16 protein-coding genes are annotated in these 16,364 nt (G+C 69.7%); 12 read left to right on the top strand and 4 right to left on the bottom strand.

Going from position 1 to position 16,364, the window contains the following annotated elements; genetic code table 11:
• Position 1: 1 nt before the first annotated feature.
• From nuoG to AC2EAQ_RS05315, 11 genes are read left to right on the top strand one after another with little or no spacing between them, the layout of a single operon-like run.
• Positions 2–2,323: an NADH-quinone oxidoreductase subunit NuoG gene (nuoG, locus tag AC2EAQ_RS05365; RefSeq protein WP_484640770.1), complete on the top strand. Its 2,322-nt coding sequence runs from the start codon at positions 2–4 to the stop codon at positions 2,321–2,323.
• Positions 2,320–3,387: an NADH-quinone oxidoreductase subunit NuoH gene (gene nuoH, locus AC2EAQ_RS05360; RefSeq protein WP_484640769.1), complete on the top strand. Its 1,068-nt coding sequence runs from the start codon at positions 2,320–2,322 to the stop codon at positions 3,385–3,387. The genes nuoG and nuoH overlap by 4 nt, the downstream gene beginning before the upstream one ends.
• A gap of 10 nt (positions 3,388–3,397) precedes the next feature.
• Positions 3,398–3,895, top strand: coding sequence for an NADH-quinone oxidoreductase subunit NuoI (gene nuoI / locus AC2EAQ_RS05355; RefSeq protein ID WP_484640768.1), 498 nt, complete (start codon positions 3,398–3,400; stop codon positions 3,893–3,895).
• A 12-nt stretch (positions 3,896–3,907) separates the two neighbouring features.
• Entirely contained in the window at positions 3,908–4,561 is a 654-nt protein-coding gene (locus AC2EAQ_RS05350) for an NADH-quinone oxidoreductase subunit J (protein WP_484640767.1), read from the top strand.
• Positions 4,558–4,872, top strand: a complete 315-nt coding sequence (nuoK, locus tag AC2EAQ_RS05345; protein ID WP_484640766.1) for an NADH-quinone oxidoreductase subunit NuoK — start codon at positions 4,558–4,560, stop codon at positions 4,870–4,872. Before AC2EAQ_RS05350 ends, nuoK begins: the two co-directional genes overlap by 4 nt.
• Positions 4,873–4,882: 10 nt before the next feature.
• The gene (gene nuoL / locus AC2EAQ_RS05340; RefSeq protein ID WP_484640765.1) at positions 4,883–6,907 is read left to right on the top strand and encodes an NADH-quinone oxidoreductase subunit L; all 2,025 of its coding nucleotides are present in this window, start codon (positions 4,883–4,885) and stop codon (positions 6,905–6,907) included.
• A 34-nt stretch (positions 6,908–6,941) separates the two neighbouring features.
• Positions 6,942–8,417, top strand: coding sequence for an NADH-quinone oxidoreductase subunit M (locus tag AC2EAQ_RS05335; protein WP_484640764.1), 1,476 nt, complete (start codon positions 6,942–6,944; stop codon positions 8,415–8,417).
• Positions 8,418–8,433: 16 nt separating this feature from the next.
• Positions 8,434–9,924 (top strand): NADH-quinone oxidoreductase subunit NuoN, encoded by a 1,491-nt coding sequence (gene nuoN, locus AC2EAQ_RS05330; protein ID WP_484640763.1) that lies wholly within the window; start codon positions 8,434–8,436, stop codon positions 9,922–9,924.
• The gene (locus AC2EAQ_RS05325; protein ID WP_484640761.1) at positions 9,921–10,226 is read left to right on the top strand and encodes a DUF2818 family protein; all 306 of its coding nucleotides are present in this window, start codon (positions 9,921–9,923) and stop codon (positions 10,224–10,226) included. The genes nuoN and AC2EAQ_RS05325 overlap by 4 nt, the downstream gene beginning before the upstream one ends.
• Positions 10,219–10,821, top strand: coding sequence for an NUDIX domain-containing protein (locus AC2EAQ_RS05320; protein WP_484640759.1), 603 nt, complete (start codon positions 10,219–10,221; stop codon positions 10,819–10,821). Before AC2EAQ_RS05325 ends, AC2EAQ_RS05320 begins: the two co-directional genes overlap by 8 nt.
• 12 nt (positions 10,822–10,833) lie before the next feature.
• Positions 10,834–11,277 carry a DUF1178 family protein gene (locus AC2EAQ_RS05315; protein WP_484640758.1) on the top strand — a complete coding sequence of 148 codons (444 nt, stop codon included), beginning with the start codon at positions 10,834–10,836 and terminating at the stop codon, positions 11,275–11,277.
• A gap of 94 nt (positions 11,278–11,371) precedes the next feature.
• Here AC2EAQ_RS05315 and AC2EAQ_RS05310 read toward each other — a convergent pair whose 3' ends face one another.
• Both AC2EAQ_RS05310 and AC2EAQ_RS05305 read right to left on the bottom strand, forming a co-directional pair.
• Positions 11,372–12,784 (bottom strand): FAD-binding oxidoreductase, encoded by a 1,413-nt coding sequence (locus tag AC2EAQ_RS05310; protein WP_484640757.1) that lies wholly within the window; start codon positions 12,782–12,784, stop codon positions 11,372–11,374.
• A 2-nt stretch (positions 12,785–12,786) separates the two neighbouring features.
• Positions 12,787–13,170, bottom strand: coding sequence for a DUF2069 domain-containing protein (locus AC2EAQ_RS05305; protein WP_484640756.1), 384 nt, complete (start codon positions 13,168–13,170; stop codon positions 12,787–12,789).
• Between the two features lie 18 nt (positions 13,171–13,188).
• Here AC2EAQ_RS05305 and AC2EAQ_RS05300 point away from each other — a divergent pair, with 18 nt between their 5' ends.
• Positions 13,189–14,415 carry a YihY family inner membrane protein gene (locus AC2EAQ_RS05300; protein ID WP_484640755.1) on the top strand — a complete coding sequence of 409 codons (1,227 nt, stop codon included), beginning with the start codon at positions 13,189–13,191 and terminating at the stop codon, positions 14,413–14,415.
• A gap of 27 nt (positions 14,416–14,442) precedes the next feature.
• Here the strand turns inward: AC2EAQ_RS05300 and AC2EAQ_RS05295 are convergent, their stop codons facing one another.
• On the bottom strand, positions 14,443–15,720 hold the full coding sequence (locus AC2EAQ_RS05295) for a diguanylate cyclase (protein ID WP_484640754.1): 1,278 nt from the start codon (positions 15,718–15,720) through the stop codon (positions 14,443–14,445).
• A gap of 88 nt (positions 15,721–15,808) precedes the next feature.
• Positions 15,809–16,342 carry a helix-turn-helix domain-containing protein gene (locus tag AC2EAQ_RS05290; protein ID WP_484640752.1) on the bottom strand — a complete coding sequence of 178 codons (534 nt, stop codon included), beginning with the start codon at positions 16,340–16,342 and terminating at the stop codon, positions 15,809–15,811.
• Positions 16,343–16,364 lie beyond the last annotated feature (22 nt).

The following is a 16,364-nucleotide window of genomic DNA, read 5'->3' as shown; positions in this document are numbered from 1 at the left end:
CATGGCTGAGATCACCCTCGACGGCAAGCAGGTCACCGTGGCCGACGGCAGCATGGTCATGCATGCGGCCGACGCGGCGGGCGTCTACATCCCGCACTTCTGCTATCACAAGAAGCTGTCGATCGCGGCCAACTGCCGCATGTGCCTGGTGGACATCGAGAAGATGCCCAAGCCCATGCCCGCCTGCGCCACGCCCGTCACCAACGGCATGGTGGTGCGCACCAAGAGCGACAAGGCGGTGAAGGCGCAGCAGTCGGTGATGGAGTTCCTGCTCATCAACCATCCGCTGGACTGCCCGATCTGCGACCAGGGCGGCGAATGCCAGCTGCAGGACCTTGCGGTGGGCTACGGCGGCAGCGCCTCGCGCTACCACGAGGAAAAGCGCGTCGTGCTGCGCAAGGACGTCGGCCCGCTGATCTCCATGGAGGAGATGACGCGCTGCATCCACTGCACCCGCTGCGTGCGCTTCGGCCAGGAAGTGGCCGGCGTGATGGAACTCGGCATGGTGCATCGCGGCGAGCACAGCGAGATCACCACCGTCACCGGCGGCACCGTGGACAGCGAGCTGTCCGGCAACATGATCGACCTGTGCCCGGTCGGCGCGCTGACCAGCAAGCCGTTCCGCTACAGCGCCCGCACCTGGGAGCTGTCGCGCCGCAAGAGCGTCAGCCCGCACGACAGCACCGGCGCGAACCTCGTGGTGCAGGTCAAGGGCGGGCAGGTCATGCGCGTGCTGCCCCTCGAGAACGACGATGTCAACGAGTGCTGGATCGCCGACCGCGACCGCTTCTCCTACGAAGCGCTCAACGGTCCTTCGCGCCTGACCCAGCCGATGATCAAGCAGGGCGGCCAGTGGCAGGCGGTGGACTGGAACACCGCGCTGGGCTACGTCGCCGACGGGCTCAAGCGCGTGATCGCCGAGTTCGGCACCGCGGGTGTCGGCGCCCTCGGCGCGCCGCACGCCACGGTCGAGGAACTGCACCTGCTGGCCAGGCTGGTGCGCGGCCTGGGCAGCCAGAGCGTGGACGTGCGCACCCGCCATGCCGACTTCTCCAATGCGGCGCCGGCAGGCCATGCGCGCTGGCTCGGCACCTCGATCGCGTCGCTGTCGGGCCTGCAGCAGGCCTTCGTCGTGGGCTCGTTCCTGCGCAAGGACCATCCGCTGATGGCGCTGCGCCTGCGCCACGCGCAGCGCCAGGGCGCCGAGATCTCCAGCCTGAACGCCGTGCATGACGACTGGGCGTTGCCGGTGGCGCACCGCCTCACGGCCACGCCGTCGGGCTGGGCCGACGCGCTGGCCCAGGTGGCCGCCGCGGTGGCCGCCGCCAAGGGCGTGCCCGCGCCGGCCCCGGCCGATGCGGGCGCCGCCGCCCGCGCCGTGGCGACCTCGCTGCTGTCGGGCGAGCGCAAGGCCATCCTGCTCGGCAATGCCGCGGCCCAGCATCCGCAGGCCGCGCAACTGCTCGCGCTGGCGCACTGGATCGGCGCCCAGACCGGCGCCACGGTCGGCTACCTGGGCGAGTCCGGCAACAGCGTCGGCGCCCAACTGGTGGGCGCGCTGCCCGGGCCGGGCGGCCTGAACGCCGGCCAGATGCTGTCGCAGCCGATGAAGGCCCTGTTGCTGCTCGGCGTCGAGCCTGTGCTCGACGCAGCCGACGCCGCCGCGGCGCGCGCCGCGCTGCAGGGGTCGGGCCTCGTCGTGTCGCTGTCGCCCTTCAAGGACGCCAACGCCGAGTTCGCCGACGTGCTGCTGCCCGTGGCGCCGTTCACCGAAACCGGTGGCGCCTTCGTCAACGCCGAGGGCCGGGTGCAGGCCTTCCACGGCGTGGTCAAGCCGCTGGGCGACACGCGCCCGGCGTGGAAGGTGCTGCGCGTGCTGGGCAACCTGCTCGGCCTGGCCGGCTTCGACCAGGAGACCGTCGAAGAAGTGCGCACGCAGGCCCTGGGCCACGACGTCGCCTCGCGCCTGGACAACACGCCTGCCGCGGCCGTGCACGCGCCGCAGCCTGCGGCCGCGGGCCTGGAGCGCGTGGCCGACGTGCCGATCTACGCCACCGACCCGCTGGTGCGCCGTGCCGCGTCGCTGCAGGCCACGGCCGATGCCGCGGCGCCGGTCGTCGGCCTGCCGCCGGCCCTGTTCGCCCAGTTCGGCCCGCGCGTGCGGGTGCACCAGGGCGCGGCCAGCGCCACGCTGCCGGCGCGCGAGGACGCGAGCCTGGCCGCCGGCGCCGTGCGCATCGCGGCGGGCCATCCGCACACGGCCGCGCTGGGGGCCATGTTCGGCGCCGTCTCGCTCGAGCGCGTCGAAGGGAGTGCCGCATGATCGAGCAGATCAACACCTTCGGCAGCCAGCTGCTCGGGCCCACGCTGTGGCTCGTGGTCTGGAGCCTGGTCAAGATCGTCGCGGTGGTGCTGCCCCTGATGATCTGCGTGGCCTACCTCACGCTGTGGGAGCGCAAGGGCATCGGCTTCACGCAGATCCGCATCGGCCCGAACCGCGTCGGCCCCTGGGGCCTGCTGCAGCCGATCGCCGACGCGGTGAAGCTGATCTTCAAGGAGATCATCCGCCCGACCGCGGCCAACAAGGGCCTGTTCTTCCTCGGCCCGGTGATGACCATCATGCCGGCGCTGGCGGCCTGGGCCGTGGTGCCCTTCGGCCCCGACGTCGCGCTGGCCAACGTCAATGCCGGCCTGCTGTTCCTGATGGCGATCACCTCGCTGGAGGTGTACGGCGTGATCATCGCGGGCTGGGCCAGCAACTCGAAGTACGCCTTCCTCGGCGCGCTGCGGGCTTCGGCGCAGATGGTCAGCTACGAGATCGCGATGGGTTTCGCGCTGGTGGTCGTGCTGATGGTGTCGGCCAGCATGAACATGACCGACATCGTCATGGCCCAGGACAAGGGCACGTTCGCGGACATGGGCCTGAACTTCCTGTCCTGGAACTGGCTGCCGCTGCTGCCGGTGTTCATCGTCTACTTCATCGCCGGCCTGGCCGAGACGAACCGCCACCCGTTCGACGTGGTCGAGGGCGAGAGCGAGATCGTCGCCGGGCACATGATCGAGTACTCGGGCATGTCGTTCGCGATGTTCTTCCTGGCCGAGTACGCCAACATGATCCTGGTCAGCACGCTGTGCGTGATCATGTTCCTGGGCGGCTGGCTGAGCCCGATCGACTCGGCGCTCTTCAATGCGATCCCGGGCTGGATCTGGCTCGCGATCAAGGTCTTCGTCGTGGTGACGATGTTCCTCTGGGTGCGCGCCACGTTCCCGCGCTTCCGCTACGACCAGATCATGCGCCTGGGCTGGAAGATCTTCATTCCGGTCACGCTGGTGTGGCTGGTGGTGGTGGGGCTGTGGATGCAGTCGCCCTGGTCCATCTGGAAGTAGGAGGGCGACCATGTCTGCCATCGCCGCCATCAAGGATTTCGCCAACAGCTTCATGCTGACCGAGCTGGTCAAGGGCATGGCCGTCACCGGCAAGTACTTCTTCGCACGCAAGATCACGATCCAGTTCCCCGAGGAGAAGACGCCGCTGTCGCCGCGCTTCCGCGGCCTGCACGCGCTGCGCCGCTACGACAACGGCGAGGAGCGCTGCATCGCCTGCAAGCTGTGCGAGGCGGTGTGCCCCGCGATGGCGATATCGATCGAGTCGGACGTGCGCGACGACGGCACCCGCCGCACCACGCGCTACGACATCGACCTCACCAAGTGCATCTTCTGCGGCTTCTGCGAGGAGAGCTGCCCGGTCGATTCCATCGTCGAGACCCACGTGCTGGAGTACCACGGCGAGAAGCGCGGCGACCTGTACTTCACCAAGGACATGCTGCTCGCGGTGGGCGACCGCTACGAGAAGGACATCGCCGCCGCGCGTGCCGCGGACGCGAAGTACCGATAAGAAGAAGATGCGATGAATTCCACGACGGCCCTGTTCTACGTCTTCTCCGCCGTGCTGCTCGGCGCGAGCTTCGGCGTCATCACCGCCCGCAGCACGGTCCATGCGGCGCTGTATCTCGTGCTGGCCTTCTTCAGCGCCTCATGCGTGTGGATGCTGCTCAAGGCCGAGTTCCTGGCCATCACGCTGGTGCTGGTCTACGTCGGCGCGGTGATGGTGCTGTTCCTGTTCGTCGTGATGATGCTGGACATCAACACCGACAGCTTCCGCAAGAACTTCTGGCGCCACTTCCCGCTGGCCGGCTTCGTCGGCGCGCTGATCGCGCTGGAGATGACGCTGATCCTGCGCGGCGGCTTCGATGTCGGCGTGGCCCGCGCGATGCCGCCCGAGGTGGCGAAGCTGCCCAACACCAAGGCGCTGGGCGTCGAGATCTACACCGACTACCTGTACCCGCTGCAGCTCGCTGCCGTGCTGCTGCTGGTGGCCATCATCGCCGCGATCGCGCTGACGCTGCGCGAGCGCAAGGACTCGCGCCATCTCGACCCGTCGCGCCAGGTGCGCGTCAAGCGCGCTGACCGCGTGCGCATCGTCAAGATGGACCCGGAGGTCGACCTGCCCAGCCCCGGGCCCGACGCCGCGGCAACCCCCCCCGACGGAGGTGCCCGATGAGCGGCGCGCTGACCCTGTCCCACTTCCTGTCGCTGGGCGCGATCCTGTTCGCGCTGTCGGTGATCGGCATCTTCCTGAACCGGCGCAACCTGATCGTGCTGCTGATGGCCATCGAGCTGATGCTGCTGGCCGTCAACATGAACTTCATCGCCTTCTCGCACTTCCTCGGCGACATGGCCGGGCAGGTGTTCGTCTTCTTCATCCTCACGGTGGCGGCCGCGGAATCGGCGATCGGCCTGGCCATCCTGGTGGTGCTGTTCCGCAACCGCGCGTCGATCAACGTGCAGGAACTGGATACGCTGAAGGGCTGATGGGCTGAGCATGGCGATCTCTCAAAACCTGTTGCTCACCGCCGCGCTGTCGCCGCTGGTCGGCGCCGTCGTCGCCGGCTTCTTCGGCAAGGCCATCGGCCGGCGCGGTGCCCACACCGTCACCATCCTGGGCGTGCTGGTGGCGCTGATCGCGTCGGTGGCCACGCTGTGGCAGGTGGTCGGCGGCGCGCGCTTCAACGCCACCGTCTACGAGTGGATGGTGCTGGGCACGCTGAAGATGGAGATCGGTTTCCTGGTCGACGGCCTCACCGCGATGATGATGGTCGTCGTCACCTTCGTCAGCCTGATGGTGCACGTCTACACCATCGGCTACATGGAGGAGGACCCGGGCTACCAGCGCTTCTTCTCCTACATCTCGCTGTTCACGTTCTCGATGCTCATGCTGGTCATGAGCAACAACTTCCTGCAGCTGTTCTTCGGCTGGGAGGCCGTGGGCCTGGTCAGCTACCTGCTGATCGGCTTCTGGTGGAAGAAGCCGACCGCGATCTTCGCCAACATGAAGGCCTTCCTGGTGAACCGGGTCGGCGACTTCGGCTTCATCCTGGGCATCGGCCTGCTGGTGGCCTACGCCGGCTCGCTCAACTACACCGAGGTGTTCGCCAAGAGCGGCGAACTGGCCAAGCTCAGCTTCCCCGGCACCGACTGGATGCTGCTCACGGTGGCCTGCATCTGCCTGTTCATCGGCGCGATGGGCAAGAGCGCGCAGTTCCCGCTGCACGTGTGGCTGCCCGACTCGATGGAAGGCCCCACGCCGATCTCGGCGCTGATCCACGCCGCCACCATGGTGACGGCCGGCATCTTCATGGTCGCGCGCATGAGCCCGCTGTTCGAGCTGTCGGACACGGCGCTGTCCTTCGTGCTGGTCATCGGCTCGATCACCGCGCTGTTCATGGGCTTCCTGGGCATCATCCAGAACGACATCAAGCGCGTGGTGGCCTATTCCACGCTGTCCCAGCTCGGCTACATGACGGTGGCGCTCGGCGTGTCGGCCTACTCGGTGGGCGTGTTCCACCTGATGACCCACGCCTTCTTCAAGGCGCTGCTGTTCCTGGCTGCGGGCAGCGTGATCATCGGCATGCACCACGACCAGGACATCCGCAACATGGGCGGCCTGCGCAAGTACATGCCGATCACGTGGCTGACCTCGCTGCTGGGCTCGCTGGCGCTGATCGGCACGCCGCTGTTCGCCGGCTTCTACAGCAAGGACAGCATCATCCTCGCCACCTTCGCGTCGAACCTGCCGGGCGCGTGGTTCGCCAAGTTCGCGGTGATGGCAGGCGTCTTCGTCACGGCCTTCTACTCGTTCCGCATGTACTTCCTCGTCTTCCACGGCGAGGAGCGCTTCGGCAAGGCGCATCACGACGACCACCACGACGACCATGGCGACGAGCACCAGGGCCTGGCACCCGGCCAGAAGCCGCACGAGTCGCCCTGGGTCGTCACCGCGCCGCTCATCCTGCTGGCCGTGCCGTCGGTGATCGTCGGCTACTGGACCATCGGCCCGATGCTGCATGGCGACTTCCTCAAGGACGCGATCTTCGTCGACGCCGCGCGCCATCCGGCGATGGCCGAGCTCGGTCGCCAGTTCCATGGCGCGCTGGCGATGGCCGGTCACGGCCTGGTGACGGCGCCGTTCTGGCTGGCCGTGGCCGGCGTCGCGATGGCCTGGTGGTTCTACCTGAAGCAGCCCTCCATCCCGGCGGCGATCAAGGCGCGCTTCCAGTGGGCCTACACGCTGCTCGAGAACAAGTACTACATGGACGCGTTCAACGAGCGCGTGCTGGCCGCGGGCGCCCGGCTGCTCGGCACCGGCCTGTGGAAGGGCGGCGACCAGACCCTGATCGACGGCCTGGTCATCAACGGGTCCGCGCGCGCGGTGGGCGGCCTGGCGCAGCTCACGCGCCTGTTCCAGACCGGCTACCTGTACTTCTATGCCCTGGTGATGCTGCTGGGCGTCTTCGCGCTGATGACCTGGCAGCTCTGGCCGCAGGTGCGCGGCCTGTTCGGGTTCTGAGGCCCGCGCACCCGACAAGAACAAGAGGAAAGCAATGGGACTGCTGAGCGTTTCGATCTGGCTGCCGATCCTGGCGGGCACCGTGCTGCTCGCGATCGGCCGCGACGAGAACGCCCACGCCGTGCGCTGGCTGGCGCTCGTGGCCGCGATCGCCAGCTTCCTGGTCACGCTGCCGCTGATCAGCGGGTTCGACGTGTCCAGCGCGGCGATGCAGTTCGAGGAGAAGCTCGCCTGGATCGAGCGCTTCAAGGTGAACTACCACCTCGGCGTGGACGGCATCTCGGTGTGGTTCGTGCTGCTCACGGCCTTCATCACCATCATCGTCGTCATCGCCGCCTGGGAGGTGATCACCGAGCGCGTGCACCAGTACATGGGCGCGTTCCTGATCCTGTCGGGCCTGATGGTGGGCGTGTTCTCCGCGCTCGACGGCCTGCTGTTCTACGTGTTCTTCGAGGCCACGCTGATCCCGATGTACATCATCATCGGCATCTGGGGCGGCCCGCGGCGCGTCTACGCGGCGTTCAAGTTCTTCCTGTACACGCTGCTCGGCTCGCTGCTGATGCTGATCGCGCTGCTGTACCTGTACTACAAGTCCGGCGGCAGCTTCTCCATCCTGGACTGGCACAAGCTGCCGCTGCCGCTCACCGCGCAGAGCCTGCTCTTCTTCGCCTTCTTCGCCGCGTTCTCGGTCAAGGTACCGATGTGGCCGGTGCATACCTGGCTGCCCGACGCGCACGTGGAAGCGCCCACCGGCGGCTCGGTGGTGCTGGCGGCGATCATGCTCAAGCTCGGCGCCTACGGCTTCCTGCGCTTCTCGCTGCCGATCGCGCCGGACGCCAGTCGCCACTGGGACTGGCTGATCATCGCGCTGTCGCTGATCGCGGTGCTGTACATCGGCCTCGTGGCCCTGGTGCAGACCGACATGAAGAAGCTGGTGGCCTACTCGTCGATCGCGCACATGGGCTTCGTCACGCTGGGCTTCTTCATCTTCAGCGAACTCGGCATCTCTGGCGCCATCGTCCAGATGATCAGCCACGGCTTCATCTCCGGCGCCATGTTCCTGTGCATCGGCGTGCTCTACGACCGCGTGCACTCGCGCGAGATCGCCTCCTACGGCGGCGTCGTCAACACGATGCCGAAGTTCACCGCGCTGGCCGTGTTCTTCGCCATGGCCAACTGCGGTCTGCCCGGCACCAGCGGCTTCGTCGGCGAGTGGATGGTGATCCTGGGCACGGTGAAGTACAACTTCTGGCTCGGCCTGCTGGCCGCCACCACGCTCGTGTTCGGCGCGGCCTACACGCTGTGGATGGTCAAGCGCGTCTACTTCGGCGACGTGGCCAACGACGACGTCCGCGCGCTCACCGACATCAACCGGCGCGAGTTCACGATGCTGTCCGTGCTGGCCGCGGCCGTGCTGTGGATGGGCGTGTACCCGAAGCCCTTCACCGACGTGATGCACACCAGCGTCACCCAGCTGATCCAGCACGTGGGTCAGAGCAAGCTGAACTGACCGGACGGACCGCCCGATGAACACCGCCATGAACTGGTCCGTGATCGCCCCCGAGGTCGTGCTGCTGACGATGGCCTGCGTGGTCGCGCTGGTGGACCTCTTCGTCACCGACCCCCGCCGCCGCGTCACCTTCTGGCTCACGCAGGCCAGCCTGCTGGCCGTGGCGCTGCTGCACCTGCAGGCGCTCGACGCCGGGCAGTCGTCCTACGGCATGCAGGCGATGTTCGTGTCCGATCCGCTCGGCCACCTGCTGGCGCTGTTCGCCACGCTGGCGGTGATGATCACCGTGGCCTACGCGCAGCCCTACATCGGCTCGCGCGACATGCAGAAGGGCGAGTTCTACACCCTGTCGATGTTCGTCCTGCTGGGCGTGTCGGTGATGGTGGCGGCGAACAACTTCCTGGTCGTCTACCTCGGCCTGGAACTGATGAGCCTGTCGCTGTATGCGCTGACCGCGCTGCGCCGCGACCATGCCAACGCCACCGAGGCGGCGATGAAGTACTTCGTCCTCGGCGCGCTGGCCTCGGGCTTCCTGCTCTACGGCCTGTCGATGATGTACGGCGCCACCGGCAGCCTGGACATCCCGCGCGTCTTCGAGGTCATCGGCAAGGGCAACGCCAACCCGGCGGTGCTGACCTTCGGCCTGGTCTTCGTCGTCGCCGGCCTGGCCTTCAAGTTCGGCGCCGCGCCCTTCCACATGTGGGTGCCCGACGTCTACCACGGCGCTCCCACGGCGGCCACGCTGCTGATCGCCGGCGCGCCCAAGCTGGCCGCGTTCGGCATCACGATGCGCCTGTTGGTGGAGGGCATGCTCGGCCTGGCCACGGACTGGCAGCAGATGCTCACGGTGCTGGCGGTGATGTCGCTGCTGGTGGGCAACCTGGCCGCTATCGCGCAGACCAACCTCAAGCGCATGCTGGCCTATTCGGCCATCGCGCAGATCGGCTTCATGCTGCTGGCGCTCACCGCGGGCGTGGTCAGCGGCAACACGCTGTCGGCCGGCAACGCCTACTCGTCGGCGCTGTTCTACATGGTGGTCTACATGCTCACCACGCTGGGCTCGTTCGGCCTGCTGCTGCTGCTGGCCCGGCGCGGCTTCGAGTGCGAGGAGATCTCCGACCTCGCCGGCCTGAACCAGCGCAGCCCCTGGATGGCCGGCGTGATGGCCGTGTTCATGTTCTCGCTGGCCGGCATCCCGCCCACCGCGGGCTTCTACGCCAAGCTGTCGGTGCTGCAGGCCCTGGTGACGACGAACCTGCCGCACCACCTGTGGCTGGCGGTGTTCGCCGTGCTGGTGTCCCTGGTCGGTGCGTTCTACTACCTGCGCATCGTCAAGGTGATGTACTTCGACGAGCCCACCGCCGATGCGGCCGCCCCGGCCGAGGACGGCGGTGGCGTGCACGCGCTGCTGGCCGTCAACGGCGCCGCGGTGCTGGTGCTGGGCCTGCTGCCCGGCGGCCTGATGGCGCTGTGCAGCATGGCCATCCTGCGCGCGCTCGCGACGTGAACCACGCAGCCGAAGTCTGGCTGGTCCTGCTCCTGGCGCTGGTGGCGGCCAACCTGCCGTTCGCTAACGAGCGCCTCCTGATCGTCGGGCCCCGCCTGGCGCCCGCCAAGGCCCTGGGCTGGCGCCTGCTCGAACTGCTGCTGCTGTTCGGCGTCACGCTCGGCGTGGGCCTGCTGCTCGAGATGCGCATCGGCCAGCGCCACGCGCAGGGCTGGGAGTTCTATGCCGCGGCCCTGGCCATGTTCATCACGCTGGCCTTCCCCGGCTTCGTCTGGCGCTACCTGAGGCGGCGCGGTGGCTGACCGCGGCGACGACGCGCACCTGCGCGAAGCCACGGTCGTCGACGAGCCGGTCTGGCGCGGCACCTTCCTCGACATCCGCCGCGCCACGGTGGCACTGCCCAGCGGCACGCGGGCCACGCGCGAGTACATCGTGCATCCGGGTGCGGTGATGGTGGTGCCGATCCTCGACGACGGCCGTCTCGTGATGGAGCGGCAGTTCCGCTACCCGATGCAGCGCGTGATGCTGGAGTTCCCGGCCGGCAAGATCGACCCGGGCGAGCCGCCCTTCACCTGCGCCGTGCGGGAACTGGCCGAGGAGACCGGCTACCGGGCGCGCGAGTGGGCCCGTGCCGGCGTGCTGCACAACGCGATCGCCTACTCGGACGAAGGCATCGAGATCTGGTTCGCACGCGGCCTGCAGCGCGGCGCGGCCCATCTCGACGCCGAGGAGTTCCTCGAGATCGTCGAGCACACCGAGGCCGAGATCGACGCCCTGTGCCGCAGCGGCGGCATCACCGATGCCAAGACGCTGATCGGCCTGCTGTGGCTGCAGAAGTCGCGCAGCGGCGCGTGGCCTTTGGCCTGGCAGCCGGCACCGGACGCGCCGCACGGCTAGCATCGGCCCATCATGAAGGTCATCGACCTGCGCTGTCAGAGCGGCCATCGCTTCGAGGGCTGGTTCGCGAGCGACGACGACTTCCTCGACCAGAACGGCCGCGGGCTGCTCGAATGCCCGGTGTGCGCCGACAAGGTGGTGGTGCGCCTGCCCAGCGCGCCGCGCCTGAACCTGTCCGGCGCCCGCGAGCCGGCCGCCGTGGCGGCACCGCCGGCCGCCGACCCCACCACCGAGATGCAGGCGCGCTGGATGCAGATGGTGCGCCATGTGCTCGACAACACCGAGGACGTGGGCCCGCGCTTCGCCGACGAGGCGCGCCGCATCCACTACGGCGAGGTGCCGCAGCGCGGCATCCGCGGCCAGGCCACGCCCGAGCAGCGCGAGGCGCTGCAGGACGAGGGCATCGAGGTCGTGCCGCTGCCGATTCCCGCGGCGCTGAAGGAGCCGCTTCAGTAGTTTCGCGCTGAAGGAGCCGCTTCAGTAGCTACGCGCTGAAGGAGCCGCTGCAGTAGCTCGGCGCCGAAGGAGCCGCCGCCCCGGCGGCCGACGCCTAGCCGGGGCCGACGACGCGGCCCGGGTTCATCAGGCCGCGCGGGTCCAGCGCCTGCTTCACGCTGCGCATCAGGGCCAGCGCGGTGGCGTCCTTGTAGCGCGGTAGCTCGTCGCGCTTGAGCTGGCCCACGCCATGCTCGGCCGAGATCGAGCCGCCGTGCGCCAGCACCGAGTCGTAGACGATGCGGTTGATGTCGTGCTCCCGCTCGCGCAGGAAGGCCGCCGCATCGCCGCCTTCCGGCGCCTGCACGTTGTAGTGCAGGTTGCCGTCGCCGAGGTGGCCGAAGTTCACCAGGCGCACGCCCGGCACGGCGCGCTCGAGCGCGGCACCGGTGGCTTCGCAGAACGCCGGGATGCGCGACACCGGCAGCGAGATGTCGTGCTTGATGTTCAGGCCTTCCTCGGCCTGCGCCAGCGGGATCGACTCGCGCAGGTGCCACATCGCGCGCGACTGCGCCACCGAGGCCGCCACCGCGGCGTCGCCTGCGCAGCCCTGCTCCAGCGCGTCGGCCAGCAGGCCCTCGAAACGCTCGCGCGCATGCGCCTCGCCCTCGCTGTCGGACAGCTCCAGTAGCGCGGTCCAGGGGGCGGCGGCCAGCGGCTGGCGCAGCTGCGGCATGTGCCGTGCCACCAGCGCCAGCGAGAAGCCGTTCATCACCTCGAAGCCGGTGAGCCCCGGGCCGAGGCGCTGCTGCGCCAGCGCCAGAAGGGCCACGCAATGCTCCAGCGAGTCCAGCGTGGCCAGCGCGGTCATCCGTGCCGCGGGGCGGGGATGCAGCGCCAGCGAGGCCGCCGTGATGATGCCCAGCGTGCCTTCGCTGCCGATGAACAGGTCGCGCAGGTCGTAGCCGGTGTTGTCCTTGCGCAGCGCCGACAGGCCGTGCCACACGTCGCCCGTGGCGGTGACCACCTCGAGGCCCAGGCACAGCGCGCGTGCATTGCCGTAGCGCAGCACCTGCGTGCCGCCGGCATTGGTGGCGAGGTTGCCGCCGATGGTGCAGCTGCCCTCGGCGGCCAGCGACAGCGGGAACAGCAGGCCGGCCTCGTCGGCCGCCTGCTGCACCGCCTGCAGCACGCAGCCGGCCTCGGCCACCAGCGTGAGGTTGGCGCGGTCGATGCCGCGGACGCGGTTCATCCGTACCAGCGACAGCAGCACCTGCTTGCCGCTGGTGTCGGGCACGCCGCCGCCGACGAGGCCGGTGTTGCCGCCCTGGGGCACGATCGACACGCCATGCGCCGCACAGGCGCGCACCACGGCGGCCACCTCGTCGGTGCTGCCGGGCCGCACCACGGCCAGCGGCCGGCCCTTCCAGCGGCCGCGCCAGTCCTGCGTGTAGGCGGCCAGGTCACCGTCGACCAGCACCTGGTCGGTGCCGACCGTGGCGCGCAGCGTGTCGAGCAGCGAGGCCATGCTCATCCCTTGCGCAGCCGCCAGCGCACGTGCATCGAGCAGGCGGCGAACAGGCCGATCGCCAGCACGGTCTGCGCCAGGGCCAGCGGCATCGCAGGGCCGCTCTCGGTGGTGGCGCGCACGGCGCCCTCGGCCACGTACAGCCATACCAGCAGCGCGAGCCAGCGGTGCGTGAACATGCGGAACTTGAGCACGCCGGGCAACGCCAGCGCCAGCGGCAGCACCTTCAGGGCCCAGGTCTTGGCCCCGGTGGGCGCCAGCCACAGCTCCCAGGCCAGCCCGAGCGCCACCAGGGCCAGCAGGCAGGCCGCCGCGACGGCGCGCACACGCAGCAAGGTGGCGTCGGGTGCCCGGCTGTCGGTCGGGGGGGTCTCGGTGCTCGGCATGGCTGGCATCATAGGGTGATGACCTTTTCCCTCGCCCTGAGCCAGTGGCGCAGCCGCCTCGCCGAGCTCGCCGAGACGCTGCAGCGCTGGCCCTGGCTGGACACGGCGCGCACGCTGCGCGAGCGGTTCCGCGAGGACCGCCTCGGCCTGACCGCCAGCAGCCTCACCTTCACCACCCTGATCGCGCTGGTGCCGCTGGTCACCGTGATGCTGGCGGTGTTCAGTGCCTTTCCGATGTTCTCGAGCTTCCAGGTGGCGCTGGAGAAGTACTTCCTGCAAAGCCTCGTGCCCGACGGCATCGCCAAGCCGGTGCTGGGGGCACTGACGCAGTTCGCGTCCAAGGCGGCGCGCCTGGGCACGGCGGGTCTGGGCGTGCTGGTGCTGACGGCGCTGGCGCTGATGCTCACCATCGACCGGGCGCTGAATGCGATCTGGCGCGTCCGGCGGCCCCGGCCGCTGGCCCAGCGCGTGCTGATCTACTGGGCCGCGCTCACGCTCGGGCCGCTGCTGCTGGGCGTGAGCCTGTCGCTCACCTCGTGGGTGCTGACGGCCAGCCGCGGCGTGGTGTCGGCGCTGCCCGGCGGCGTGAGCCTGCTGCTCAACACGGTGGAGTTCGTGCTGCTGGCCGGCGGCATGGCCGGGCTCTTCCACTACGTGCCCAACACGCATGTGCGCTGGCGCCATGCGCTGGCCGGCGGCGTGTTCGTCGCCGCGGGCCTGGAAGTCGCCAAGCGCGCGCTGGCCTGGTACGTGGGTTCGATCCCCACCTACTCGGCGGTGTACGGCGCCTTCGCCGCAGTGCCGATCTTCCTGCTGTGGATCTACCTCACCTGGGTCATCGTGCTCTGGGGCGCGGTGATCGCAGCCTATGCGCCCAGCCTGTCGATGCGCGTGGTGCGCCTGCCCACCGCACCGGGGCAGCGCTTCACCTTGGCGCTGGCCGTGCTGGGCGCGCTGGCCCGAGCCCGGCAGGGCGCCGCGCGCGGCCTGCCGATGCACGAGGTGGCCGCCGCCGTGTCGGTGGACCCGCTGCAGGTGGAGCCCCTGGTGGACACGCTGGTGGCGATGGACTGGGTGGCCCGTCTGGACGAGGAGGGCGGCCAGCGCCTCGTGCTGCTGGCCGACCCGGCGACCACGCCCGCGCGCCCGCTGATCGATGCGCTGCTGATCGGGCCGTCGCCCCTGGCGCGGCAGACGCGCGAGCGGCTCGGTGCCGACCGCCTGCTGCTGGCCGACCTGATCTAGCCGCCGGCCCGCAGGCCAGCGTCCCGCTCAGGCGTGGCGCATCACCCGGTTCTTGCCGGCGTGCTTGGCGGCGTACATCGCGCTGTCGGCCAGCTGCAGCAGGCGCAGCGGCTGGGTCGCGTCGTGCGGCGCGAGCGCATAGCCGATGCTGGCCGACACGCCGGCCGCGCCCGCGCATTGCGACGCGCAGCTGCGCACCGCGTCGAGCAGGTGCTCGGCCATGGTCTGCGCGCCGTCCTCGTCGCGCACGCCCGCCAGCACCAGGAACTCGTCGCCGCCGAAGCGCCCGACCGCGTCGCCGGTGCGCACCGCGCCCTGCAACGCCCGGGCCAGCGCCACCAGAAGAGCGTCGCCGGCAGCATGGCCGTGCGCGTCGTTGAGCGCCTTGAAGCCGTCGAGGTCGATGAAGAACAGCGCCACCGGCTGCGTGGCGCAACCGGCGGCGGCGGCGTCCAGCCGCTCCATCATCGTGCGCCGGCTCAGGGCGTCGGTCAGCGCGTCGCGCTCGGCGCGCAGAGCCAGCCGCTGCTGCGCCTCGGTCAGCTCGTGCACGTCGATCGTGACGGTGTAGACACCCTGCACCCGGCCCTCGTCGTCGAGGTCGGGCACATAGCTCGTGCGCATCCAGCGCGGCCCCTGCGGCAGGTCAGGCACGAGGCGCGTGTACTGCATCGTCTCGCCGGCCAGCGCGCGGTCGAAGTACGGCTTGTGCTCGTCCCAGCGTGCGGGGCCGCGCACGTCGCCGATGGGCCGGCCCAGCAGCTCGGCCGCGGTCAGGCGCACCGCCTGCTGGTAGGCGAGGTTGACGAAGCGCAGCCGGTACTCGCGATCGACGTAGGTCAGCGGATACGGGATGTGCTCGGTGAAGCGGTCCAGGCGCTGGCGCGCGTCGAGCAGCCGCTCCCGCTCAAGCACGTCGTTGTGGATGTCCCAGCCGATGGTGTAGACCGCTTCCACCTCGCCCTGCGCATTGCGGTCTGGGAACACCTGCACCCGCACCCAGCGCGCGGCGGCGCCCTGGTGCGTGATGCGTCGCTCGTAGTAGACGGCGCGCCCGGCGAACGCGGCCGCGAACGCGTCGCGCGCCGCGGCCCAGGCGCCGGCGCCGTACAGCTCGGCCAGGGTGCGGCCGACGAGGTCGGCGCTGCTGCGTCCCGCCCAGCGCGTGTAGGGCACGTTGCAGAACAGCAGCCGCGCCTCGTCGCCCGACATCGCCCAGCGGCCGATCGGCAGATCGACCGCGTCGACCAGCCGCTCGGCCGGGTCGGCCGAGAGCGCGCGGGTGGGGGTGTCGTCGAGCTTCATCGATGCCGGGCCTTGCAGGCATCGTGTCATCCCCGGCGCCGCCTGTCATTCACCCTCAAGAGGGAGACTGGCGCCGATGTGCAGCCCGTCACACCGGATGCAGCACCACCAGCAGCGCCTGGGCGATGGTTTTCCCGGGGTTGTGGATGCGATGGGGCACGTCGACCGTATAGCGCGCGGTCTCGCCATGGCGCACGCGCGCCGATTCGGCGCCGGCGCTCACCTCGAGCGTGCCGCTGTGGACCGTGAGGTGCTCGCGCGAGCCGGGCTCGTGCGGCTGCGAGTCCAGCATGCCGCCGGGCTGCACCGTGAGCTGGTACCACTCGAAGCGGCCGGCCAGCTCGATCGGCCCGAGGATGCGCAGCTCGCAGCGGCCGTCGGGGCTGGTCATCAGCGGCGTGGCGTGTGCCGGCACCGTGGTCAGCAGCGGCTCGGACGGGCGCGATTCGCCGAGCAGCTCGCCGAGCGCGACGCCCAGCGCGGTGGACAGGCGCCACACCACCGCCACCGTCGGGTTGGCCTGGTTGCGCTCGATCTGCGACAGCATCGACTTGGACACCCCGGCCAGGCGCGACAGCTCGTCCAGCGACAGGCCGCGCTGCTGCCGCAGCGCGGCGAGCATGGCACCGACGCGCGGGGGTTCT

It is taken from the genome of Aquabacterium sp. T101 (assembly GCF_057219775.1).
Note: the sequence above shows the minus strand (reverse complement) of the source record. Positions and strands in the feature narration are given on the sequence as shown.